The organism is Streptomyces sp. NBC_01210 (assembly GCF_036010325.1).
Classification (GTDB): Bacteria; Actinomycetota; Actinomycetes; order Streptomycetales; family Streptomycetaceae; genus Streptomyces.
In genome coordinates this window covers 2,318,078-2,340,373 of sequence record NZ_CP108549.1, presented here as the reverse complement: position 1 = coordinate 2,340,373, position 22,296 = coordinate 2,318,078, and the positions used below count along the sequence as shown (strand labels likewise).

General features: G+C 70.3%; 19 protein-coding genes and 1 pseudogene. 9 read left to right on the top strand and 11 right to left on the bottom strand.

Features of this window, described 5'->3' with window-relative positions:
* Positions 1-903 (bottom strand): carbohydrate kinase family protein, encoded by a 903-nt coding sequence (locus tag OG735_RS10630; protein WP_327328271.1) that lies wholly within the window; start codon positions 901-903, stop codon positions 1-3.
* A gap of 131 nt (positions 904-1,034) precedes the next feature.
* Positions 1,035-1,943 (bottom strand): pseudouridine-5'-phosphate glycosidase, encoded by a 909-nt coding sequence (locus tag OG735_RS10625; RefSeq protein WP_327322891.1) that lies wholly within the window; start codon positions 1,941-1,943, stop codon positions 1,035-1,037.
* 243 nt (positions 1,944-2,186) lie between these two features.
* Between OG735_RS10625 and OG735_RS10620 the strand changes: the two genes are divergently transcribed.
* A complete protein-coding gene (locus OG735_RS10620; protein ID WP_327322890.1) occupies positions 2,187-2,609 on the top strand; it encodes a hypothetical protein in 423 nt (140 codons plus the stop codon).
* A 591-nt stretch (positions 2,610-3,200) separates the two neighbouring features.
* Here OG735_RS10620 and OG735_RS10615 read toward each other — a convergent pair.
* From OG735_RS10615 to OG735_RS10600, 4 genes are all read right to left on the bottom strand, one after another.
* Positions 3,201-4,037 (bottom strand): hypothetical protein, encoded by an 837-nt coding sequence (locus OG735_RS10615; protein WP_327322889.1) that lies wholly within the window; start codon positions 4,035-4,037, stop codon positions 3,201-3,203.
* Between the two features lie 249 nt (positions 4,038-4,286).
* Positions 4,287-5,576: an MFS transporter gene (locus tag OG735_RS10610; RefSeq protein ID WP_327322888.1), complete on the bottom strand. Its 1,290-nt coding sequence runs from the start codon at positions 5,574-5,576 to the stop codon at positions 4,287-4,289.
* Positions 5,573-6,229 carry a hypothetical protein gene (locus OG735_RS10605; RefSeq protein ID WP_327322887.1) on the bottom strand — a complete coding sequence of 219 codons (657 nt, stop codon included), beginning with the start codon at positions 6,227-6,229 and terminating at the stop codon, positions 5,573-5,575. The genes OG735_RS10610 and OG735_RS10605 overlap by 4 nt, the downstream gene beginning before the upstream one ends.
* A gap of 191 nt (positions 6,230-6,420) precedes the next feature.
* The gene (locus OG735_RS10600; protein WP_327322886.1) at positions 6,421-6,951 is read right to left on the bottom strand and encodes a methylated-DNA--[protein]-cysteine S-methyltransferase; all 531 of its coding nucleotides are present in this window, start codon (positions 6,949-6,951) and stop codon (positions 6,421-6,423) included.
* Positions 6,952-7,292: 341 nt separating this feature from the next.
* Here OG735_RS10600 and OG735_RS10595 point away from each other — a divergent pair, with 341 nt between their 5' ends.
* From OG735_RS10595 to OG735_RS10575, 5 genes are all read left to right on the top strand, one after another.
* Positions 7,293-8,183, top strand: coding sequence for an MHYT domain-containing protein (locus OG735_RS10595; RefSeq protein ID WP_327322885.1), 891 nt, complete (start codon positions 7,293-7,295; stop codon positions 8,181-8,183).
* A gap of 59 nt (positions 8,184-8,242) precedes the next feature.
* The gene (gene uvrB, locus OG735_RS10590) at positions 8,243-10,363 is read left to right on the top strand and encodes an excinuclease ABC subunit UvrB (RefSeq protein ID WP_327322884.1); all 2,121 of its coding nucleotides are present in this window, start codon (positions 8,243-8,245) and stop codon (positions 10,361-10,363) included.
* A gap of 131 nt (positions 10,364-10,494) precedes the next feature.
* Positions 10,495-11,073, top strand: a complete 579-nt coding sequence (locus OG735_RS10585; protein ID WP_026237542.1) for a TerD family protein — start codon at positions 10,495-10,497, stop codon at positions 11,071-11,073.
* A 103-nt stretch (positions 11,074-11,176) separates the two neighbouring features.
* Positions 11,177-13,186 (top strand): TerD family protein, encoded by a 2,010-nt coding sequence (locus OG735_RS10580; protein ID WP_327322883.1) that lies wholly within the window; start codon positions 11,177-11,179, stop codon positions 13,184-13,186.
* 224 nt (positions 13,187-13,410) lie between these two features.
* Positions 13,411-14,403: a TerC family protein gene (locus tag OG735_RS10575; RefSeq protein WP_327322882.1), complete on the top strand. Its 993-nt coding sequence runs from the start codon at positions 13,411-13,413 to the stop codon at positions 14,401-14,403.
* A gap of 19 nt (positions 14,404-14,422) precedes the next feature.
* Here OG735_RS10575 and OG735_RS10570 read toward each other — a convergent pair.
* A pseudogene (locus OG735_RS10570) lies at positions 14,423-14,821 on the bottom strand (LD-carboxypeptidase); the annotation flags it as partial.
* A gap of 24 nt (positions 14,822-14,845) precedes the next feature.
* Here OG735_RS10570 and OG735_RS10565 point away from each other — a divergent pair.
* Positions 14,846-14,986 (top strand): hypothetical protein, encoded by a 141-nt coding sequence (locus OG735_RS10565; protein ID WP_327328642.1) that lies wholly within the window; start codon positions 14,846-14,848, stop codon positions 14,984-14,986.
* Between the two features lie 14 nt (positions 14,987-15,000).
* Here OG735_RS10565 and OG735_RS10560 read toward each other — a convergent pair whose 3' ends face one another.
* Positions 15,001-15,657 (bottom strand): MBL fold metallo-hydrolase, encoded by a 657-nt coding sequence (locus OG735_RS10560; RefSeq protein WP_327322881.1) that lies wholly within the window; start codon positions 15,655-15,657, stop codon positions 15,001-15,003.
* Between the two features lie 9 nt (positions 15,658-15,666).
* A complete protein-coding gene (locus OG735_RS10555) occupies positions 15,667-16,350 on the bottom strand; it encodes a maleylpyruvate isomerase family mycothiol-dependent enzyme (protein ID WP_327322880.1) in 684 nt (227 codons plus the stop codon).
* Between the two features lie 205 nt (positions 16,351-16,555).
* On the opposite strand from OG735_RS10555, the gene uvrA reads away from it, so the two are divergent.
* A complete protein-coding gene (uvrA, locus tag OG735_RS10550; protein WP_327322879.1) occupies positions 16,556-19,612 on the top strand; it encodes an excinuclease ABC subunit UvrA in 3,057 nt (1,018 codons plus the stop codon).
* A gap of 108 nt (positions 19,613-19,720) precedes the next feature.
* On the opposite strand, the gene OG735_RS10545 is transcribed toward uvrA, so the two are convergent.
* Complete coding sequence (locus OG735_RS10545) at positions 19,721-20,680, bottom strand: carbohydrate kinase family protein (protein WP_327322878.1); 960 nt, start codon at positions 20,678-20,680, stop codon at positions 19,721-19,723.
* Between the two features lie 158 nt (positions 20,681-20,838).
* On the opposite strand from OG735_RS10545, the gene OG735_RS10540 reads away from it, so the two are divergent.
* A complete protein-coding gene (locus OG735_RS10540) occupies positions 20,839-21,267 on the top strand; it encodes a Rieske (2Fe-2S) protein (protein WP_327322877.1) in 429 nt (142 codons plus the stop codon).
* Between the two features lie 20 nt (positions 21,268-21,287).
* On the opposite strand, the gene OG735_RS10535 is transcribed toward OG735_RS10540, so the two are convergent.
* A complete protein-coding gene (locus OG735_RS10535) occupies positions 21,288-22,220 on the bottom strand; it encodes a hypothetical protein (protein WP_327322876.1) in 933 nt (310 codons plus the stop codon).
* Positions 22,221-22,296: the final 76 nt, after the last annotated feature.

Below are 22,296 nucleotides of genomic sequence, written 5' to 3'. Positions count from 1 at the left end.
CTACGGCCTGCCGCCGATCACCCTCACCGCCTCCGCGCCGGCCCGGCAGCCCTGCGCGGCAGCCTCCCGGGCATCCGCCCCTGCCAGCCGGGCGGCGAGGAAGGCGCCGGTGAAGGCGTCGCCGGCGCCCGTGGTGTCCACCGCATCGGCGGGGACCGGCGGGACGCGGGCCGTGACCCTGCCGGACTCCGCGACCAGCGCTCCTTCGGCGCCCAGGGTGACGACGGTGAGCGGGACCTGGCGGCTCAGTACGGCGGCGGCGCCTGCCGGGTCGGACAGGCCGGCGAGCAGGCGCGCCTCGTCGGCGTTGGGGATGAGGACGTCCGCGCCGTCGAGCGCTGCCAGCACGCGGTCCACGCCGAGCTCGGCGATGAAGCCCGCCGAGGCGGGGTCCACACTCGCCGGGACGCCGCGGGCCCGCGCCGACTCAAGGGCGAGCAGGGCCAGTTGGCGACTGGTGTCGGCAAAGAGCAGATAGCCGGAGAGATGCAGATGGGCGACGCCGTCCAGCAGCGACGGCGACCAGTCTGCCGGGGATATCCGCAGCACCGCGCCACTGTCGGTGAGGAACGTCCGCTCGGCGGTCGCGTCGACGAGGGCGATGACGGTGGCGGTCGGGGCCTCCGGGTCCGGGATCAGGAGAGGACGGACGCCCGCGTTCCGCAGCCGCTTCTCGTGCCAGCCCGCCTCGCCGTCGCCGACCCTCCCCAGCAAGCGGACGTCTCCCCAGCCCCAATGCGCCGCCCAGCACGCCGCGTTGGCGCCGGCTCCGCCCGGCAGAACACGGATCCGGGCCGCCGTGTCCGTCCCCCGGGCGAGCGGGGAGCGGTGGTGGGCCACGATATCGGTGACGACATCCCCGATGACGAGCAGCGCCCCTGCCGTCACCGGGGCCTCGGTCATCGCGTCCTCGGTCGGCGTACGCTCGGTCACTGCGGCCTCGGTCGGTGTGCGCTCGGTCACTGCGTCCTCGGTCGGTGTGCGCTCGGTCGCTGCGTCCTCGGTCCGTGTACCCACGTTTGCTGCGTCCTCGGTCACAGGGCCGCCGCGATCCGCGCCGCCAGCCGCACATTGCCGCGCACCGCCGCCAGGTTGGCCTCCACCGAAGCCCCCTCGGTCTGCCGCATCAGATAGTCGAGGAGGAACGGGGTCACGGCCTGGCCGCGGATGCCCCGCTCCCGGCATTCGTCCAGCGCCTCGCCGAGCACCCGGTCGTGCAGCACCGGATCCAGCTGCTCCCCTTCCGCCACCGGATTGGCGACGATCAGCGCCGACTCGGGGCCGCCGAGAGCCTCCTTCGCCTGGATCACCTCCGCCGCCTCCTCCGGCGTACGGACCGTCCAGTCGACGGGCTCGCCGGACGAGGTCAGATAGAAGCCGGGGAAGCGGTCGGTGCCGTATCCGAGGATGCCGACGCCCAGCGTCTCCAGCCGCTGCAGCGTCGCCGGCACATCAAGGATCGACTTCACGCCCGCGCACACCACCGCGATCCGCGTCTGCGCCAGCAGCCGCAGGTCCGCCGACTCGTCCTGCGTCTCGGTCCACTCGCGATGTACACCGCCGAGCCCGCCGGTCGCGAAGACCCGGATACCGGCCCGCGCCGCCAGGAATGCCGTCGCCGACACGGTTGTCGCCCCGCTGGCCCCAGCTGCCAGCGCGGGCGCGAGATCCCGATGGCCGAACTTTCGTACGTCGTCATCCCGTGCGATCCGCTCCAACTGAGCCTTGTCCAGTCCGATATGGGCCCGGCCGTCCAGTACGGCGACGGTGGCCGGAACGGCGCCCCCGAGCCGTACGAGCTCCTCCAGCTCCTCGGCGACGGCCAGATTGCGCGGACGGGGCAGTCCGTGCGCGATGATCGTCGACTCCAGGGCGACGACGGGGCGGCGCGCGGCGAGCGCCTCCCCCACTTCTTCGGACAGCGCAAGCTCGTGTGATGGCATGTCACCATCTCTGACACAGCGGCGGGTTGCGCAAACGTCAGCCGCACTCCGGCAGTTTCGGGCAGCCGGTCCGCCCGTACCACCTGGATCACCGAGCGCGAGCCTGCCGCCTTCGCATCACCCTCGCTGTGAGCGATGGCCAGCGCACCGCCTCTGGCCTGGGCATAGCCGTACTGCGGGGTGATACGGGAGTACGCCGCCGAGCGGAGGTCGAGGGCGTATGCGGCCTCCGGCGTACGCCAGGTGACCAACTCGCCGCTGATGCCCACCTGGTCGATGCCCTCCGCCGCGGGCGAACCGGTCACTTCCGCGACCGGCGCGGGCTGCCCCTCACGCCACACCATCAGCTTCGGCTCCTGCTCGCCGGCGATCCACGCCCAGGTGGAGCGGTCCGAGCGGTCCGAGCGGTCCGATCCGTCCGAGGTACTCGATCCGTCCGAGGTGCTCGATTCGTCCGAGGCTGCCGAGCGGAAGTCGCGCAGCTTCGCGAGCGGCGCGGGCAGCGGCGCGGCGCGCATCGTCGCGAACGACACCGCCGACAGGCGGGTGGCCGTGCCGGACGCGTCGGCCTCGGGCCAGGCGAGCAGCTCGCCCGCGGCGAAGGGCGTGTCGAGGACGCCGGTGTGCAGGGCGCGCGGCGCGCCTCCCGACGCGGGCGCGACGTAGACGGTGACCTTGCCGCCGCCCGTCCCCTGGGCCCAGAAGACCCTCCCGCCGCGTACGACGGGCTGCGGCAGTGGGCCGGGCCGGCCGCCGGAGCGGGCCAGTACGCGGGTACGGCCGGTGCGCTCGTCCCAGCTGCGCAGGGTCCAGGGGCTGGCGAGTGTACGGCCCTCGAGCACCGCGAAGGCCGCCCACTGGCCGTCGACGTCGGCGCTGAGCAGCTGGTGTTCGACGGGGTCGGCGAAGTCGAGGAGCGTGCGCGGAGACCTGCCGTCCCGGACGAGGGCCGCGCGTCGCCGCCGGTCGTCCGAGAGCTGCACGACGGTCCAGCGGGCCGCGGGCCCCACCTCGGTGAGGACGGCCCGCTCGCCTGCCGGGACCCTGAGCTCGCCGGCGGCGAAGGCGGTGCGCCAGCTTGCGGGCAGTGGGACCTCGCAGGCGGTCCGCGTGGTCCCACTGGCGGAAGGCGCCGACCGTGCGGTGGGATTCGGCGCCGGGGTGGGGGTGGGGGCGGGGGCGGGGGCCGACGAGCATCCGGTGAGAACGATGCCCGCCAGCAGTGCCGCACCGACTGCCGGGCGCCGGGGCCAGGGTCTACCAGACGTACCCACGGCCACCCATGATCGTGGTGATGGTGTCGGAGGAGATCCGCGCCGACTTCGGCACGCTGCCCGCCCAGGAGATGACGCTGGTGCTCACCCCGCCCACGGGATCGAGGTAGCTGACCTGTCCGGCCGAGGTGTCGCCGTTGTATCCGTCGATCGCGACCCAGTGGAAGATCTCGATATTGGGGTGGCCGACGAGATGGGGCCCGCCGGGCACCTCCCAGGCGTTGCCCGCGATCGCGTAGTCGTTGTCGGTGTTGTGGACGATGTGCTGCTTGAAGTTCGCCTTGTCGGTGGCGGTGGGGGTGTACGGCAGCGCCTTCGGTACGTAACCCGCACCCGGAAGGCGGTTGTTGAGCGCATCCGCGATCGGATAGCCGGTCGGATTCGCTACGTTGATGTTGACGCCGTACCAGGCGGTGCCGCTGGTTGTGGTCTTGAGGAGGGTCGCGGCGGTCTGCTGGGAGCGGCCGGCCACCTCGTCATGGGCGGACTGGGCGATCACGAGCGTGGCGGGGCCGCACCAGTACGAGGTCTTCTGCGACTGGTGCAGTCCGCCGGAGAGCACGTATCCGGCCTGCGCCGAGCGCGTGGAGACAGCGTCGTACGATCTTGCCGCCTCCACCTGCTTCCTGGTGGTGAGTCTGCGCTGTTCGGCAGTGAGCTTCTGCGGGCCGAGAGTGTCGTGGGCCGCCTTGTACGAAGCTCCTGGCGCTGCGGGGGCGGGCGGTTCGGCCGCGGCGGCGGGTCCTGCGGCCGCCAGGGCCGTGACGAGGCTGGTGACGGCGGCTGAAGCGAGGCAACGTCCTGGGCGCACTGCTGACATCGGTCTCTCCTGTCCGAGGCGGGGGAACTCGGGGAAATGCCGTGCGTGGGGGTGTGCTGCATCGCGAGTTTGGCGCGTTCACGCCATGTTGGACAGGGGCTGAGGACCCGCCCCGGTGAGCAACATTGGGTGCACCAAAGACGGAGTCGCCGACCAGCGAAGACGCTGGTCGGCGAAAGATTTCCGGGCGGTGAATTTCCTGGATCCGGGCTTCCTGCCGGCCCCGGCCGTGGGGTGCCCGATGCCTCCTCACCGGCTCCCGTCGGCTGAGCGAACCGGTCGGCTGAGCGCTCTGCGCACGGCGAGCGCCGCCATCGGCAGCAGCAGGCAGGCGCCCACCAGATTCAGCCAGCCGTAACTCGCCCGTGCGACGATCAGGCCGGCGGCCGCGCCTCCGATACCCGCCGTTGTGCTCATGGCCAGGTCGGACAGGCCCTGCACAGCGGCGCGGGCGGGCTGCGGCACGGAGTCGGTGAGCAGCGTCGACCCGGACACCACGCCCGCCGACCAGCCGAGACCGAGCAGAAAGAGACCGGCTGCGGTCTGCCCGTGGCTCGTTCCCGCCGTACCGGCCAGCAGCGCGGCCGCGGAGAGGAGTCCAACGGCCAGCCCGATCACCGCGAGCCTGCCGATACGGTCAGCCAGCCAGCCCATCAGCGGCGAGAGGGCGTACATGCCCGCGATATGGCCGCTGATCACCAGGCCGATCAGCTGGATCCCCGCCCCGTGGTGGCTGAGGGCAACCGGCGTCATCGACATGATCGACACCATCGCGGTGTGCGATACGGCCACGGTGACCAGCGCGAGCCGGGCCATCGGAGACGCGCGTACGGCCCGCATCCCGGCCCGCAGCGAGCGCCCTTCGGGGGAGCGGTCGGCCGGGGACAGAGCGCGGGCGGTCAGCAGCGGATCGGGGCGGAGCAGGACGAGGACCAGCACGGCGCAGACGAGGAACACCCCGGCAGCCCAGACGAACGGGCCCGCGGCGGCCGGTATGCCGATCCCGGAGACGCTGCGGCCCGCGGGGGCCGCGATATTGGGGCCGAGCACCGCACCGATCGTGGTCGCCCAGACGACATTGGAGATGGCGCGGCCGCGCCGCTCCGGCTCGGCCAGATCGGCGGCCGCGAAACGCGCCTGCAGATTCGCCGACGAACCGGCGCCGAACGCGGCCATGCCGAGGAGCAGCAGTGGAAAGTTCTCGATGACCGCGCCCAGCACGACCACGCCGGCGCCCAACGCCCCGATCACATAGGCGAGGACGAGCCCGGGCCGCCGTCCGCGGGCTGTCATCAGCGCGGCCAGCGGCATGGAGAGCAGCGCGGTCCCGGCCACGGTGGCGGTCGGGGCGAGCCCGGACAGCGCCTCGGTCCCGCTCACCTGCTGCGCCAGGACGGCGGCCAGCGCGATACCGGTCGCGACGCCGAGCCCGCCGAGGATCTGGCTGGCGATGAGTACGGCGGTGACACGCCGCCGCAGCGCGTGCAGTTCGTCCGCCGATACGGGGGCGAGAGCCGCGGCTTTGTCGATCGAGGTCACCGCGCGTACGCCGTTCCACCGGCGGCCGCGAGGGAGGCCGCGATCCTGATGTGGGCGGCGCGCCGCTCCGCGTCGGGCACCGGAGGCAGCAGCTCCTCCCACAGCGGCAGGAACGACCCGCGCAGCTGCGTCATCCCGGCCGGCCGGGCGATCAGCCAGAAGTGCAGATGCGCGGCTCCGTCGCCCCAGCGGTTGATGTGCACCCGTGCGATGCCGCCGAGAGACAGCACCGCGCGCTCGGCACGCTGGAGGAGCGGACCGAGCTCCGTCGCACGCTCCGCCGGCAGGTCGGTGAAGTCGTGGTGGCTGTGCGGCCGCAGCATGACGACCGCCGGCAGCCGGTCCTGGTCCCCGACCGCGTCCAACCGCCAGTGATCGTCCGCCCAGAGCGACTCCTCCACCGGCGAGGCGCAGGCACGGCACTCCCCGGGCCCGCCCTCGCCGCTGCGCGGGGGCTCGGGCAGCACCGGGGCCGTCAGCGGCTTGACCCGCAGCTCGCCCGTGAACGGGAACGTCTCCCAGCGGGTGAGCGAGTCGTCGGCGAGCGGCAGTGGCTCGCCGATCGGCAGCCGGGCGACGTAGCTTCCGGGCTCGGAAGCGTGCGCCGCGTCAGGGGCGACGGATATGTCAGGTGCGTCTGGGCTGGTAGTCACTGGCGCAGTGTGCCAGCCCGCACGCGCGTACGAAACCGTGTCCGGGGTGCGCGGCCCCAGGAGCTGCCGGAGCAGTCGGAGCGGCCCTCGGGGCATCCCTCTGGGCGATCGGCACAAGGCCCTTGGGGCAGCCGGCAGCCGTCGGCGAGCGATGCCGGAGGGGAGCCTGGAGCCGCAGCAGGGAAAGCCGCTCAGAACAGTGGCTCGGGCAGCACCCCCTCCAGCGCCAGCAGCTTCCGCTTGGTCTCCAGGCCGCCACCGAACCCGCCGAGCCCGCCGTCCGTCTCCACCACCCGGTGGCAGGGCACCACCACCGGCAGCGGATTGGACCCCATCGCCGCGCCCACGGCCTGCGCCGCGCCGGGCTGCCCCACGCGCGCCGCCAGATCGCCGTACCCGACGACCGTGCCGTACGGCACCCCGTCCGCCAGCTCCCGCAGCACCTGCCGGTTGAACCCGCCGGACAGCGTCCAGTCCAGCGGCAGGTCGAACTCGCGCAGCCCGCCCGCGAAATACGCCGCCAGCTGATGTATCGGCTCGGCCAGCAACCCTGCCGTGTCCTCCACCGGCTCGGCGCCGAGCCGCCCGGCCAGCCGCCCGAGCGCCTCGTCCCGCACCGCCGCCTCGGCATGGAAAACCACGCTCACCAGACCTTCGTCGGTCGCGGCGAGCAGCAGCGGTCCGATGTCCGTGCCCACGACGGCCCACTCGAAGCTCTTCATACGGACCACCGTACGACCGGGCACTGACAACGCCGGATCGGCCGGGCTCAGCCCACCGCGTCCCGTACGGCATCGGGGTTGTCCGTGACAATGCCGTCCACTCCGAACCATCCACCAGGGCCGGGCCGGCCGAGGGTGGCAGCAGTCGGCCAACGAGGAGCAGGCGAAGTGTGGACACAACGTGAACGGAACCGCCCAGAACGCTTCACGTGACAATTTCCGTGTCGATAAGTCTCCGCTCACATGTTTGCTTACGCTGGCGCCAGCCATACTCTCGCCCCCGGACCGGACGTTCCGTCAGGGATCACGGGGATCACCCAAGGAGCGGAGGGCATACGGGCATGCAGGGCACTGTGGATGGGTTCAGTTACGGCCTCGTCACACCCGTGGCGGCGTACTTCATGGCGTGCCTCGGCGGGGCCCTGGGCCTCCGCTGCACCACCAGGTCGGTCCGCAACCGACGCTCCTTCAAGCCGGGGTGGCTCGCACTCGGCGCGACCGCTATCGGCTCGGGCATCTGGACCATGCACTTTGTCGCGATGATGGGCTTCACCGTCGCCGAGGCACCGATCGGCTACGACAAGCCGACCACCTTCGCCAGTCTCGCCGTCGCGATCGTCATGGTCGGCATCGGGATCTTTATCGTCGGCTACCGCGGCGCGGGCCCGATGGCCCTGGTCACCGGCGGCACGATCACCGGCCTCGGAGTGGCCAGCATGCACTACCTGGGCATGGCCGGCATGCGACTTCAGGGACGCCTCGAGTACGACACCCTGACCGTCTCCCTCTCCGTGGTGATCGCCGTCGTGGCCGCCACCTCCGCCCTCTGGGCAGCCGTATCGATCCACGGCTTCATGGCGAGCCTGGGCGCCAGCCTGGTCATGGGCGTCGCGGTGAGCGGTATGCACTACATGGGGATGGCGGCGGTCAGCGTTCATCTGCACGGGGCGGCCGGCCCCACAGGCCAGAGCGGGTCGCCCGCCACTCTGCTGGCGCCCCTGCTGATCGGCCCGGCGGTCTTCCTGCTGCTCGCCGCAGTGGTGGTGATGTTCGACCCACTGCTGGTGATGGGCGAGCCGCACCGGCTGCGCCCCGAGGCGGGGCAAGCCGTGCGTCCCGGCGTGCCCTCCCAGCGGAAGCCGTCGTACGGACAGCCCGCCGCCTGGGCTGCCGAGAGGGCCCCGCGCCGCGCGGCCCAGCGCCAGGAATCCCCGCGCGCCACCGACTGGTGACCGTTTGATCCACTGTGCATCACCCACCGGCTGTCAGTGGTGCGTCGTACGGTGGATCCATGCGGCCCGTTTCCAAGATCGAACGTACGGTGGCGCCTTTCGAGGTCGTCAGCACCTACCAGCCGAGCGGCGACCAGCCGACGGCCATCACCGACCTGGAGCGGCGTATCCGCGCAGGTGAGAAGGATGTCGTCCTGCTCGGCGCGACCGGCACCGGAAAGTCGGCGACGACCGCCTGGATGATCGAGAAGCTTCAGCGCCCCACGCTGGTGATGGCGCCGAACAAAACCCTGGCCGCCCAGCTGGCGAACGAGTTCCGCGAGCTCCTGCCGAACAACGCCGTCGAGTACTTCGTCTCGTACTACGACTACTACCAGCCCGAGGCGTACGTCCCGCAGTCGGACACCTACATCGAGAAGGACTCCTCGATCAACGAGGAGGTCGAGCGGCTGCGCCACTCCGCGACGAACTCCCTGCTCACCCGGCGCGATGTGGTCGTGGTCGCCTCCGTCTCCTGCATCTACGGCCTCGGCACCCCGCAGGAGTACGTCGACCGGATGGTGCCGCTCAAGGTCGGCGAGGAGATCGACCGCGACCAGCTGCTGCGCCGCTTCGTCGACATTCAGTACACGCGCAACGACGTGGCGTTCGCGCGCGGCACCTTCCGGGTCCGCGGCGACACCATCGAGATCTTCCCGGTCTACGAGGAGCTCGCCGTCCGCATCGAGATGTTCGGTGACGAGATCGAGGCGCTCTCCACCCTGCACCCGCTCACCGGCGAGATCATCAGCGAGGACCAGTCGCTCCACGTCTTCCCGGCCAGCCACTATGTGGCGGGACCCGAGCGCATGGAGAAGGCGGTCAACGGCATCGAGAAGGAGCTCGAGCAGCGCCTGGCCGAGCTGGACAAGCAGGGCAAGCTGCTGGAGTCCCAGCGGCTGCGCATGCGCACCACGTACGACATCGAGATGCTGCGCCAGATCGGCTCCTGCTCCGGCGTGGAGAACTACTCCATGCACTTCGACGGCCGCGACCCCGGCACCGCGCCCAACACCCTTCTCGACTACTTCCCCGAGGACTTCCTGCTCGTCATCGACGAGTCGCATGTGACCGTTCCGCAGATCGGCGCGATGTACGAGGGTGACGCCTCCCGCAAGCGGACCCTGGTCGACCACGGCTTCCGGCTGCCGTCCGCGCTCGACAACCGTCCGCTGAAGTGGGAGGAGTTCCAGCAGCGGGTCGGTCAGACCGTCTACCTCTCCGCCACTCCCGGCAAGTACGAGCTCTCGCGCGGCGACGGCTTCGTGGAGCAGATCATCCGTCCCACCGGCCTCGTCGACCCGCAGGTCGTCGTCAAGCCCACTGAGGGCCAGATCGACGACCTGGTGCACGAGATCCGCGAGCGCACCGAGAAGGACGAGCGTGTGCTGGTCACCACGCTCACCAAGAAGATGGCGGAGGACCTCACCGACTACTTCCTCGAACTGGGCATCCAGGTCCGGTATCTGCACAGCGATGTCGACACCCTGCGCCGGGTCGAGCTGCTGCGCGAACTGCGCGCCGGTGAGTACGACGTTCTGGTTGGCATCAACCTCCTGCGTGAGGGGCTCGACCTGCCCGAGGTGTCGCTGGTGGCGATCCTCGACGCCGACAAGGAGGGCTTCCTGCGCTCCGGCACCTCGCTGATCCAGACCATCGGCCGCGCGGCGCGCAATGTCTCCGGTGAGGTCCATATGTACGCGGACAAGATCACCGCGGCGATGGAGAAGGCGATCGAGGAGACCAATCGCCGCCGGGAGAAGCAGATCGCGTACAACACCGAGCGCGGTATCGACCCGCAACCGCTCCGGAAGAAGATCAACGACATCGTCGCGACCATTGCGCGCGAGGAGGTCGACACCGAGGAGCTGCTCGGCACCGGCTACCGGCAGGCGAAGGCCGACAAGCCCGGCAAGGGAGCAAAGGCCCCGGTCCCGGCCCTCGGCGGCAAGGCCGGCAAGAAGGGCGAGGTGCTCACCGACCGTCCCGCGGCCGAACTGGCAGGGATCATCGAGGAGATGACCGACCGGATGCGGGCCGCGGCAGCCGACCTGCAGTTCGAGGTCGCCGCACGGTTGCGTGACGAGGTGAGCGAGTTGAAGAAGGAACTGCGGCAGATGAAGGAGGCGGGACTCGCCTGAGCCCCGCACACCTGTGTGTTGCAAGACCGACACAAAAACGAGCCAAGTGTGCTGTGTGTTCGGCGCCACTGCGTAGGGTGCAGGACAACCGCACATATGGGCGGCAGTCATTCGGGAGAAGGGGACAGCGCGTGACGGTCAACATGACCAAGGGTCAGGCCATCAGCCTGCAGAAGAGCGACGGGGGAACCCTCACTGCGGTGAGGATGGGGCTCGGCTGGCAGGCGGCGCCGCGCCGCGGTCTGTTCGGCTCGCGCACCCGGGAGATCGACCTGGACGCCTCGGCGGTGCTGTTCGCCGACAAGCAGCCGGTGGACGTGGTCTTCTTCCGCCACCTCGTCAGCGACGACGGCTCGGTCAAGCACACCGGCGACAACCTGGTCGGCGGAGCGGGCTCGGGCGGCGACGACGAGGCGATCCTCGTCGACCTGCAGCGGGTGCCGGTCCACATCGACCAGATCGTCTTCACGGTGAACTCCTTCACCGGCCAGACGTTCCAGGAAGTGCAGAACGCCTTCTGCCGTATCGTCGACGAGACCAACGGCCAGGAGCTCGCCCGCTACACGCTCGACGGCGGCGGCCAGTACACCGCGCAGATCATGGCGAAGGTGCACCGGGCGGGCGGCGGCTGGCAGATGACGGCTCTCGGCAACCCGGCCAACGGCCGGACCTTCCAGGACCTCATGCCGTCGATCCTGCCGCACCTGTAGGCACGGCTCGTACGGACGACGCAGCTCCCGGAGGCACCAGGCCGCCGGGAGCTGCACCCATTACCACCACCGAACACCGCACAGCACTGAGGGGACAGAGGCGATGACGGCCGAGCTGGTCCGGGGGCAGAACCACCCCTTGCCCCACGCCCGCCTGGAGATACGGGTGTCCGCCGGCCATCCGGTCGTGGCCTGCACCACCTGCGCCGACGAGCGGGGGACGGTACGCGACGAGTGGATCGCGCACCCCGGAGCGCCCACACTGCCCGGGGTCGAGGTGTCCCCGCAGGCCACCGAGGCACCCCGGTTCACCATCGACCTGGAGGCAGTGCCAGAGGCGGTGCACCAGGTGAACGTGCTGCTCGCGCTCCCCGAAGGCAGCGGCGGCCCGGCCCACTTCGGCGCCACCGCGGCTCCCTTCGTGGCGATCGCCGACCGGGACGGCGCCGAGCTGGCCAGCTTCACCATCACCGGCCTCGACGCCGAGACCGCGCTCGTCGCGGTTGAGCTGTACCGCCGCCAAGGCGCCTGGAAGGTGCGGGCCGTTGGCCAGGGATACGCGGGCGGGCTCACGGAGCTGCTGGCCGACCAGGGGCTGCCGACGGCCCGCGAGACAGCCACAGGCATCCAGCAGACGGCGGCTCCGCGCACCCCCCGGGCCGAACCGGCGCAGCTGCGTACGCGCGGTGCCGACGGCGCGTTCACCACTCCGTCCACGTCGTCCACGCCGTCCACACCGTCGATGCCGCGGCCGGACTCGAGCCCCGCGCCCGGCCCGGACACGACGGTTCCCGACGGCCCCTCCGGTCCCGGTCGGCAGCCCGGCGCACCGGGCGGGCCCACGGGCCCCCAGCAGACGCCCACGCCCGACGCCGCGCCGGGCCCCGGCGGGCCCATCGACTATGCGCACCCGCGCCGGCAGTCCGCCGCACCTCCGCCGCCGCCACCGGCCGCACCGCCCGCCCAGCCGGGTCAGTCGGCTCAGCCCGTCGCGGGGGACGCCACCGGCTGGTCCATGGAGGAGCGGCTCTACAACCAGATCTGGGGCATGTTCGAGGATCTGGCCCGCAGCGCAGCCGCGTACCGCAGCGCCGTCGACTTCGCCGAGTCCCGGATGGACAAGGAGCTCGACACGGTCCTGTCCGACCCGCGCAGCCGGATCGGCGGCGCGGGTGACGCCGCCCGCGAGGCTGCTCGCGCCAAGTGCGAGCAGCTGACAGACCAGGCCCGCCAGGTCCTCGACCGGGACCTGGCCCAGCTCGCCGCCGAGTCCGACGTCGTCGAGCCGGCCCTGCCGCCCGCCTTCGCGCGCTGGGACAACCCCACCTGGCACGCGTACCGCGTCCCCATGGAGATTCCGATGGCGCTGCGCGTCGGCGATCTCCATCTGCCCGAGAGCCCGGACCTGCGCATTCCGTTCCTGGTGCGGCTGCCGCTGGAGCGCGGGCTGTGGGTGGACAGCGGTCGCTCCGGCTCTGAGGCCGCGATGGTTCTGGACGAGGCGCAGCTGCGCAAGCTCGCCCTGGACTCCGCGGTAGCGCACGCAGCCCGTCTGCTCGCGGTCTATCCGCCGGGCGAGTTCGCGGTCCATGTCATCGACCCGGCGGGCACGGCGGCTGCCTCGCTCGCCCCGCTGGTCGACTCCGGAGCCCTCGCCGGGCCGCCGGCGGCCGGCGCCCAGGGCGTGAGCGCCGTACTCGCCAAGCTCACCCAGCGCGTGGACCTGGTGACGATGGCGGTGCGCGGCGGCGCGGCCGACTCGCTCCCGCCCGATCTGGATACCGCGGAGCAGCTGCTGATCGTCAATGACTTCCCGCACGGCTTCGACGACCGCGCGGTCACCCAGCTGCGCTACCTCGCCGACGAGGGCCCGGCGGTCGGCGTCCATCTGCTGATGGTCGCGGACCGCGAGGACGCGAGCGCGTACGGACCAGTGCTCGATCCGCTCTGGCGCTCGCTGCTGCGCATCACGCCGGTCCCCGACGACCACCTGGCCGATCCCTGGGTCGGGCACGCCTGGACCTACCAGCCGCTGCTGGTGCCGCCGGGCAGCGGGGTGCTGCGGCAGGTACTGGATCAGGTGACCGAAGCCCGTCGCTCCTGGCGTCGCTGACCTGCACACTTGGCATCCGCTTTACCAACTCCTTTACCTACCTTTGGTCTTTCCTGTACTCTTCTTTACGCGGAGGGGAGTACTCCCGACTCGCGGCGTTCCCGTCAGTACGGACCGGCATCGGTCCCGGGGCGTCGGCCCGTGGTGCGGCAGCGGCCGCTCGGGTGGAGGAGACCTCCGGCAGCGACGACGCTGATCAGTAGCCGTACGACGCCGGAGGCGCAGTGGACGTTTCATGGACCCTTTGGGTGCTCACCATTCTTGGTCTGAGCGCTCTGATCGCCATCGACTTCTTCATCGGGCGCAAGCCTCATGACGTGTCGATCAAGGAAGCCGGAATCTGGACCGTCGTCTGGATCGTCCTCGCCGCGCTCTTCGGGCTCGGCCTGCTGGTATTCGGCGAAAGCCAGGCGTCGGGCGAGTTCTTTGCGGGCTTCATCACCGAGAAGTCGCTCAGTGTCGACAACCTCTTCGTCTTCGTCCTGATCATGGCGAAGTTCTCGGTGCCGTCCCACCTCCAGCAGCGGGTGCTGCTCGTAGGCGTGCTCATCGCTCTCGTCCTGCGCGCGATATTCATCGCCGCCGGCGCCGCGATGATCGCCAGCTTCTCCTGGATCTTCTACATCTTCGGCGCGTTCCTGATCTACACCGCCTGGAAGCTCATCCAGGAGGCGCGCTCCGACGAGGAGGAGGACGAGTTCGAGGAGAACCGGCTCCTCAAGTCCATCGAGAACCGCTTCGGCGTCGCCGACAGGTACCACGGCACCAAGCTCTTCATCCGGAACAACGGCAAGCGCGTCATGACCCCGCTGATGGTGGTCATGCTCGCCATCGGCACCACCGATGTGCTCTTCGCGCTGGACTCCATCCCCGCGATCTTCGGCCTGACCCAGGACCCGTACATCGTCTTCACCGCCAACGCCTTCGCCCTCATGGGTCTGCGGCAGCTGTACTTCCTCATCGGCGGACTGCTCAGGAAGCTGGTCCATCTCAGCTACGGCCTGTCGGTCATCCTCGGCTTCATCGGCGTCAAGCTGGTCCTCCATGCCCTGCATGAGAGCGGCGTGCATGTCCCGGAGATCTCGATCCCCCTCTCGCTCGCGGTCATCTGCGGCGTGCTGGTCATCACCACGATCACCAGCCTGATCGCCTCCAGGAAGAAGGCCGAGCGGGAAGCGGCCGAGGAGGAGGCTCCGAAGGACAGCGTCGAGGCCTGACGGGTGTTCGTGAAATCGCTCAGTACGTCACGGTGATCCGGCGGGCCGGACCGTCGACGCGGACCGATCCGCCGTAGGGGATGACCAGCTGAGGGTCGGTGTGCCCGAGGTCTACGTCGAAGACGGCCATGGTCTCCGGGGCGTACGCCGCCAGCGCGCGCTGGACCGCCTCCCGCTGCTCACCGGCGTAACGTGCCGCCGAGGCCGGGTCGTTGGGCTGTCCGAGCGACCAGGTCTTGGGGCGTCCCATCAGGAGCGCGGGGAAACGCCGCATCAGTCCGCGCTCGCCCATGTTCCGCAGTATGCGGAACACCTCCGTGGCACACGGCAGTTCCTCGGACGTCTCCAGGAACAGCACACAGCCGTCGTATGCGGAGAGGTCGGCCCGGATCTCACGATCCGCCATCAGCAGCCAGGACTCAGTCCTCCGAGGACGAGCCGTATGCGCCTCCTCGGCGGCGATCTTGCCCAGAGCCCCGTCCTCGTCCTGGACGCCGAGCCGGGACCGCACGGGACGGGCCCCGGCGGCTTCGACCCGTACGACTACGACCTGGCCGAGCGCACGAAGGCAGCTCGCTTCTGACGTGATCTGCCCGGCTACCAGCCGCGCTCGCGCCACTCCGGCAGATGCGGCCGCTCGTCGCCGAGCGTCGTGTCCTTGCCGTGGCCCGGGTAGACCCAGGTCTCGTCCGGGAGTTGGTCGAAGAGCTTCGTCTCGACGTCGTTGATCAGGCTCGCGAAGGCCTCGGGGTCTTTCCAGGTGTTGCCGACCCCACCGGGGAAGAGGCAGTCGCCGGTGAAGACGTGCGGCGGCCCGTGCGGGTCGTCGTAGACCAGGGCGATGGAGCCCGGGGTGTGGCCCACGAGATGGCGGGCGGTCAGCTCGACGCGGCCGACGCGGATCGTGTCCCCGTCCTCGACCGGTACGTCGGTCGGGACGGGAATGCCCTCGGCGTCGTAACGGCCGGCGAAGGTACGTGCGCCGGTTGCCCGGACGACCTCGGCCAGTGCCTGCCAGTGGTCCCCGTGGCGGTGGGTGGTGACCACGGACGCAATGGAGTCGTCACCGATCAGATGGAGCAGGGTCTCGGGCTCGTTGGCCGCGTCGATCAGCAGCTGTTCGCCGGTGGTCCGGCAGCGCAGCAGATAGGAGTTGTTGTCCATCGGGCCGACCGCGACCTTGGAGATCATCAGGTCCGTCAACTCGTGCACATCGGCCCGGCCGCCGACCTTCACCACTCCGCTGTACGTCATGGACCAAGCCTATAGCGGGGGCAGTGCGGGAAGCAGGGCTCCCGCGGTGGCCAGGTCCGCTCCGTCGCGACGGCCGGCGAGCCAGCCGAGCAGCGCGGGGGCGGCCCCGGAGACCGTGACCGGGGCGCCGTCCTCACCGCCGGTCTGCCACTCGCCGGTGTCCGCGACGATCCGGGTCGGCGGGACGTCCGCGCGGCCGGAGAAACGCTGCGCGAGGAAGGCGATCTCCCGCCCGGTGAACTCCTCCGGCAGGTCCTCCAGCGCGTAGCCGATGCCCAGATCCACGTGGTGCAGCTCGACCTCGATGAGACGGCGGAACGGGACGCGGGCCGCGACATCCGTCACACCGTTGCGGAGCTCGACGGTGCGGCTCCAGTCGGCAGGGACGGCGCCCACGGCCTGGAAGCGGGCGGCGGTGTCACGCACATCGGCGAGCTGGGCTGCCAGGGGGCGGGGGGCGTCCCGCTCGATGTCGGCCTCGCGCGCCTCGGCGCTCACATACATCGGGCGGCCCTCGAGAACATTTACGAGTGCGTCGGCGTTACGGGAGAGATGGGCCAGGACATGACCGCGGCTCCAGCCCGGAAGCTGCGACGGTTCCGCGGTGCCGACGTCGCCCAGTCCGGCGGCTGCGCTGAGGAGCCGGTCGGTCGCTTCACGTACAGAGGCCAGGTCGCGCAGTGGATCGATCATGGGGCTGACGATAGTCGCGCCACACGATCGGGTGAAGGTGGTCGAGCGCAGCCGTAATTCGAATGCGCGTGCTATAGGCTCGTCAGAGGTATCCGGCATCCTGGATGACAGCAGCCGATTCACAGCTTGGATATCGATCCGGCGGCCCCCCTAGTCTGGGACGGGGGCTGTGCCCCCGCTTATCTCAAGAAAGGTGCGCACCGGCGTGGCCGACCGTCTCATCGTTCGTGGCGCTCGCGAGCACAATCTCAAGAACGTCTCGCTCGACCTCCCGCGTGACTCTCTCATCGTCTTCACCGGGCTCTCGGGGTCGGGCAAGTCGTCCCTCGCGTTCGACACGATCTTCGCCGAGGGGCAGCGCCGGTACGTAGAGTCGCTCTCCTCATACGCCCGGCAGTTCCTCGGACAGATGGACAAGCCGGACGTCGACTTCATCGAGGGCCTCTCCCCGGCCGTCTCCATCGACCAGAAGTCGACCTCGCGCAACCCGCGCTCGACGGTCGGCACCATCACCGAGGTCTACGACTACCTCCGGCTGCTGTTCGCCCGTATCGGCAAGCCGCACTGCCCCGAGTGCGGCCGGCCCATTACGCGCCAGTCGCCGCAGGCCATCGTGGACAGGGTTCTCGAGCTGCCCGAGGGCAGCCGCTTCCAGGTGCTCTCGCCGCTGGTGCGCGAGCGCAAGGGAGAGTTCGTCGACCTCTTCGCCGATCTGCAGACCAAGGGGTACAGCCGGGCGCGGGTCGACGGGCAGACCATTCAGCTCTCCGAGCCGCCCACATTGAAGAAGCAGGAGAAGCACACCATTGAGGTGGTCGTCGACCGCCTCACTGTCAAGGACAGCGCCAAGCGCCGACTGACCGACTCGGTCGAGACCGCGCTCGGCCTCTCCGGCGGCATGGTCGTGCTCGACTTCGTCGACCTCGCCGAGGACGACCCCGAGCGTGAGCGGATGTACTCCGAGCACCTCTACTGCCCGTACGACGATCTCTCCTTCGAGGAGCTGGAGCCCCGCTCCTTCTCCTTCAACTCGCCCTTCGGCGCCTGCCCCGACTGCACCGGCATCGGCACCCGCATGGAGGTCGACCCCGAGCTGATCGTCCCGGACGAGGAGAAGTCCCTCGACGAGGGGGCGATCCACCCCTGGTCGCACGGCCACACCAAGGAGTACTTCGGGCGGCTGATCGGCGGCCTCGCCCAGGCACTCGGCTTCTCCACCGACATGCCCTGGGCCGGGCTGCCGCAGCGCGCCAAGAAGGCCCTGCTGTACGGGCACAAGACCCAGGTCGAGGTCCGCTACCGCAACAGATACGGACGAGAGCGCGCCTACACCACCCCTGCCTTCGAAGGGGCCGTGCAGTTCGTCAAGCGGCGGCACAGCGAGGCCGAGAGCGACTCCAGCAGGGAGCGCTTCGAGGGCTATATGCGCGAGGTGCCCTGCCCGACCTGTCAGGGCACCAGGCTGAAGCCGATCGTCCTCGCGGTCACGGTGATGGAGAAGTCCATCGCCGACATCGCCGCGATGTCGATCAGTGAGTGCGCGGACTTCCTCGGCGAGCTGAAGCTGAATGCCCGCGACAAGAAGATCGCCGAGCGGGTGCTCAAGGAGGTCAACGAACGGCTGAAGTTCCTGGTCGACGTCGGCCTCGACTACCTCTCGCTGAACCGCGCGGCCGGCAGCCTCTCCGGCGGCGAGGCACAGCGCATCCGGCTCGCCACCCAGATCGGCTCGGGCCTGGTCGGCGTGCTCTACGTCCTGGACGAGCCGTCCATCGGCCTGCACCAGCGCGACAACCATCGGCTCATCGAGACCCTGGTCAGGCTGCGCGACATGGGCAATACGCTGATCGTCGTCGAGCACGACGAGGACACCATCAAGGTGGCCGACTGGGTCGTCGACATCGGACCGGGCGCCGGTGAGCACGGCGGCAAGGTCGTGCACTCCGGCTCGTTGAAGGAGCTGCTGACCAACAAGGGTTCGATCACCGGTCAGTATCTGTCCGGGAAGCGGTCCATCCCGACGCCGGACATCCGCAGGCCGGTGGACCCGGGACGCCGGCTCACCGTTCACGGCGCCCGTGAGAACAATCTGCGCGACATCGACGTCTCCTTCCCGCTCGGGGTGCTGACGGCCGTCACCGGTGTCTCAGGATCCGGCAAGTCGACGCTGGTCAACGACATCCTCTACACCCACCTGGCCCGCGAGCTGAACGGCGCCAAGTCGGTGCCGGGACGCCACACCCGTGTCGACGGCGACGACCTCGTCGACAAGGTGGTGCACGTCGACCAGTCGCCCATCGGCCGTACGCCCCGGTCCAACCCGGCGACGTACACCGGTGTCTTCGACCATGTCCGCAAGCTCTTCGCGGAGACGATGGAGGCCAAGGTCCGGGGTTACCTCCCCGGCCGGTTCTCCTTCAACGTCAAGGGCGGCCGCTGTGAGAACTGCTCCGGCGACGGCACCATCAAGATCGAGATGAACTTCCTGCCGGATGTGTATGTCCCGTGCGAGGTCTGCCACGGAGCGCGCTACAACCGGGAGACCCTGGAGGTCCACTACAAGGGCAAGTCCATCGCCGAGGTACTGGACATGCCGATCGAGGAGGCGCTGGAGTTCTTCGAAGCCGTCCCGACGATCTCCCGCCATCTGCGGACGCTCAACGAGGTGGGCCTCGGCTATGTCCGGCTGGGCCAGTCAGCGCCGACGCTCTCGGGCGGTGAGGCGCAGCGGGTGAAGCTGGCGTCGGAGCTCCAGAAGCGCTCCACCGGCAGTACGGTCTACGTCCTGGACGAGCCGACGACCGGCCTTCACTTCGAGGACATCAGCAAGCTGATCCATGTGCTGTCCGGGCTGGTCGACAAGGGCAACACGGTCATCGTCATCGAGCACAACCTGGATGTCATCAAGACCGCCGACTGGGTCGTCGACATGGGCCCGGAAGGCGGCAACGGCGGCGGCCTGGTCATCGCCGAAGGCAGTCCGGAACAGGTCGCAGGAGTCCCGACCAGCCACACCGGCAAGTTCCTGCGGGACATCCTGGACGCCGACCGGATCAGCGACGCGGTGGTGCCCGCGCCCCGCAGGGCCACGAAGAAGGCGTCGGTGAAGGAGACGTCGGTGAACAAGTCGTCGGTGAACAAGACAGCGGTGAACAAGACGGCGGCCAAGAAGACCGCTGCGGCGAAGAACGCGGTCGCCGCGAAGGCGGCCCCGGCGAAGAAGACGGCGACGGCGCGGACCAGCCGGGCCCGCAAGGCCTGACGCCGGTCACTGTCGTGTCCTCAAGCGCGGGACGGGCTGGAAAATCCAGCCCGTCCCGCGCTTGAGGACGAACCGGCTGCCGGGCGGCCCCGGCTTCTCCCTCCGCCGTCAGCCGTCCAGCTCCGACGCGTACGGCGGCTCCGCACCCGCGCGGGAGCATGTCACCGCCGCCGCCCGTGACGCGAAGCGCAGAACGTCACGCCAGCCGTCCGCGTCCAGCGCGTCCAGCACTGCCGACACGTCCGGCACTGCCGACACGTCCGGCACTGCCGACACGTCCGGCACTGCCGACGCGTCCGCCGACAGGGCGTCCCGGGCCGCGAGGCAGTGCAGCAGCGCCGCGTTCACCGTGTCGCCCGCGCCGATCGTGTCGGCGACCGACACCGGCGTGGCCGGAACCGAGACCTCCAGCCCGCCCCGCGTCCGTACCGTCATCCCCGCCGCACCCCGCGTCAGTACCACCGCCGCAGGCCCCTCGGGCACGCCGCCGAGCCACTCCGCGTCATCCTCCGAGAGCTTCAGCAGCGACACATACGGCAGCCACCCGGCGAACCGCGTCCGATAGGCGTCCGCGTCAGGGATCAGACCGCCCCTGATGTTCGGGTCGAGCAAGGTGAAGACCCCGCGCCCCGCCTCCCGCCGCAGCAGAGCCTCGTACGCGGTCGCGCCCGGCTCCAGCACCAGCGAGCAGGTTCCGAGCGCCAGGGCCCGTACTGAATCCGGCAGCGGCGGCGGCAGCTCGAAGAGCCGGTCCGCGCTGCCCTGCGCGTAGAAGCCGTACCCGGCGGAGCCGTCCGCGCCTATGGCCGCGACCGCGAGCGTCGTCGGCTCGGGGCCGCGCTGTACCAGGGACGTCCCGACACCCGCCGAATGCAGCCCGGCCAGCAGCGCCTCGCCGAAACCGTCCGTCGAGACACGCGAGCAGAAGGTGACCGGTGCGCCGAGCCGTCCCAGGGCGACAGCCGTGTTGTACGGACCGCCGCCGAGCCGCGGCAGCAGCATCGGCAACGGCTCGACGCCCCCCTGCGGGACCAGGTCGATCAAGGACTCTCCGGCGACGACGATCACGGCCCAGAACGTAACCCATCGCCCCAGGACGGAACAGGTGGCCCGCACGAAGGGCCGCCGTTCTCCGCCGGTATCGTCGGGTCTGTCACCGACACGCGTCCGCGACACCCCGATCGCGACGTCCCCGTCCGACCAATGCCCTGATCAGTGGAGATTCCATGTCCGGCCTGCCCGCCGCCCGCCGCACCGTGCTGAAAGGCGCCGCCCTCGTCGGGGCCGCCGGGCTGGGGGTCGCCGCCTGCTCCACCGAATCGAAGCTCGGTCACGCCGAGAACCCCACGCCGACGGCGCCCGTCGACCTCGGCTCGGCCGATGCCGTCCCGGTCGGCGGCGCCAAGCTCTACCGCGAGCAGCGCCTCGTCGTCAGCTGCCCGGCCAAGGGCCAGTACAAGGCCTTCAGCGCACAGTGCACGCACGCGGGCTGCGTCCTCGACAAGCTCGAGGGCACCGAGGGCAACTGCCCCTGCCACGGCAGCCGCTTCGACGTCACGACCGGAAAGGCGGTCCGCGGCCCGGCGACCGTGCCGCTCCCCGAGGTCCCGGTCAAGGTGGCGGGCGGCAAGCTCGTCGCGGCCCCCGACGCCTGAGCCGTCAACAGGTCGGCTGCTCACTCCCAGTCCCAGTCGATCCCGAGGATCCCGGGCCGTACGCCCTGCTCCACGGTGTGGACCGTACGGTGCCGTCCGCTCAGCGTCAGATCCGTCCGGGCACCTCGTGGCGTACCCGTCGTGGCCTGCGCGAACCTGCGGCACCGCACCGGCAGCGCACCCTCGTCGAAGCGCACCTGCAGGACGTACTGCCCGCCCGCGAAGCTGAAGCCCCGCACATACTCACCGCTCGGCCCGCCGGTCCCGTCCTCGAAGCCGTAGCCGAAGAAGTACGTCTCACCCGCGCGCAGCCGGGCGTCGAACAGCAGCTCTGCGACGAGCACCCCGGTCTCCCGGTGCCACCGCACCCGCCCGGTGCGGCAGTTCTCCAGCGCGCTCACCTCCACCCGGGCCGGGTCGCAGCCCGGGTCGCCGTGGTGGATGGCCAGATAGCGGTCGATGCCGTCACGGTGGGCGCGTACGACGTGCTGCGAGTCGCGCCCCACCAGCTCGCGGCCCGCCCCGATCCGTACCCGCTCGTAGTGCCCGACCGTGTGCAGCCCACCGTCCGTCGGCTGCTCGAGGTCGGCCAGCAATTGCTCGACCGCGCCGGACGCCTCCACCAGTGAGCGGTACGAGCGCGCGGCGGGGCGCTCGACATCGCCGCGCGCGCCGCCCTCGCCGACGCCGAGCAGCCGGATCAGCGAGTTCCCGGGCAGCTCGAGCACCTCCTCCAAGGCGCGTACGGCGCGCAGCGACTCGGGCCGTTGCGGGCGGCGCGCACCCTGCTGCCAGTAACTGAGACTGGTCACCCCGACCTTGATGCCGCGGTGGGCGAGGTGGTGCTGCACTCGCTGGAGCGGCAGTCCACGCACCGCGAGGGCGGCGCGCAGCGCCAGATGGAACGGGCCGGTGTGCAGCACCTGTGCCAGATCGGCCTCGGTGTGCCCCATGGTTCCTCCAGCGGCTTTCGGGGATCTCAGAGATCTCAGGAATCTCGGGGGTTTCAGGGATCGAGTGAATGTTCAC

What these genes read in the sequence shown, in the direction of transcription:
- OG735_RS10630 (WP_327328271.1), bottom strand. Translation starts at nt 903, where the DNA reads ATGACCGAGGCCCCGGTGACGGCAGGGGCGCTGCTCGTCATCGGGGAT.
- OG735_RS10625 (WP_327322891.1), bottom strand. Translation starts at nt 1,943, where the DNA reads ATGCCATCACACGAGCTTGCGCTGTCCGAAGAAGTGGGGGAGGCGCTC.
- OG735_RS10615 (WP_327322889.1), bottom strand. Translation starts at nt 4,037, where the DNA reads ATGTCAGCAGTGCGCCCAGGACGTTGCCTCGCTTCAGCCGCCGTCACC.
- OG735_RS10600 (WP_327322886.1), bottom strand. Translation starts at nt 6,951, where the DNA reads ATGAAGAGCTTCGAGTGGGCCGTCGTGGGCACGGACATCGGACCGCTG.
- OG735_RS10595 (WP_327322885.1), top strand. Translation starts at nt 7,293, where the DNA reads ATGCAGGGCACTGTGGATGGGTTCAGTTACGGCCTCGTCACACCCGTG.
- uvrB (WP_327322884.1), top strand. Translation starts at nt 8,243, where the DNA reads ATGCGGCCCGTTTCCAAGATCGAACGTACGGTGGCGCCTTTCGAGGTC.
- OG735_RS10580 (WP_327322883.1), top strand. Translation starts at nt 11,177, where the DNA reads ATGACGGCCGAGCTGGTCCGGGGGCAGAACCACCCCTTGCCCCACGCC.
- OG735_RS10565 (WP_327328642.1), top strand. Translation starts at nt 14,846, where the DNA reads ATGCGCCTCCTCGGCGGCGATCTTGCCCAGAGCCCCGTCCTCGTCCTG.
- OG735_RS10560 (WP_327322881.1), bottom strand. Translation starts at nt 15,657, where the DNA reads ATGACGTACAGCGGAGTGGTGAAGGTCGGCGGCCGGGCCGATGTGCAC.
- OG735_RS10555 (WP_327322880.1), bottom strand. Translation starts at nt 16,350, where the DNA reads ATGATCGATCCACTGCGCGACCTGGCCTCTGTACGTGAAGCGACCGAC.
- OG735_RS10540 (WP_327322877.1), top strand. Translation starts at nt 20,839, where the DNA reads ATGTCCGGCCTGCCCGCCGCCCGCCGCACCGTGCTGAAAGGCGCCGCC.
- OG735_RS10535 (WP_327322876.1), bottom strand. Translation starts at nt 22,220, where the DNA reads ATGGGGCACACCGAGGCCGATCTGGCACAGGTGCTGCACACCGGCCCG.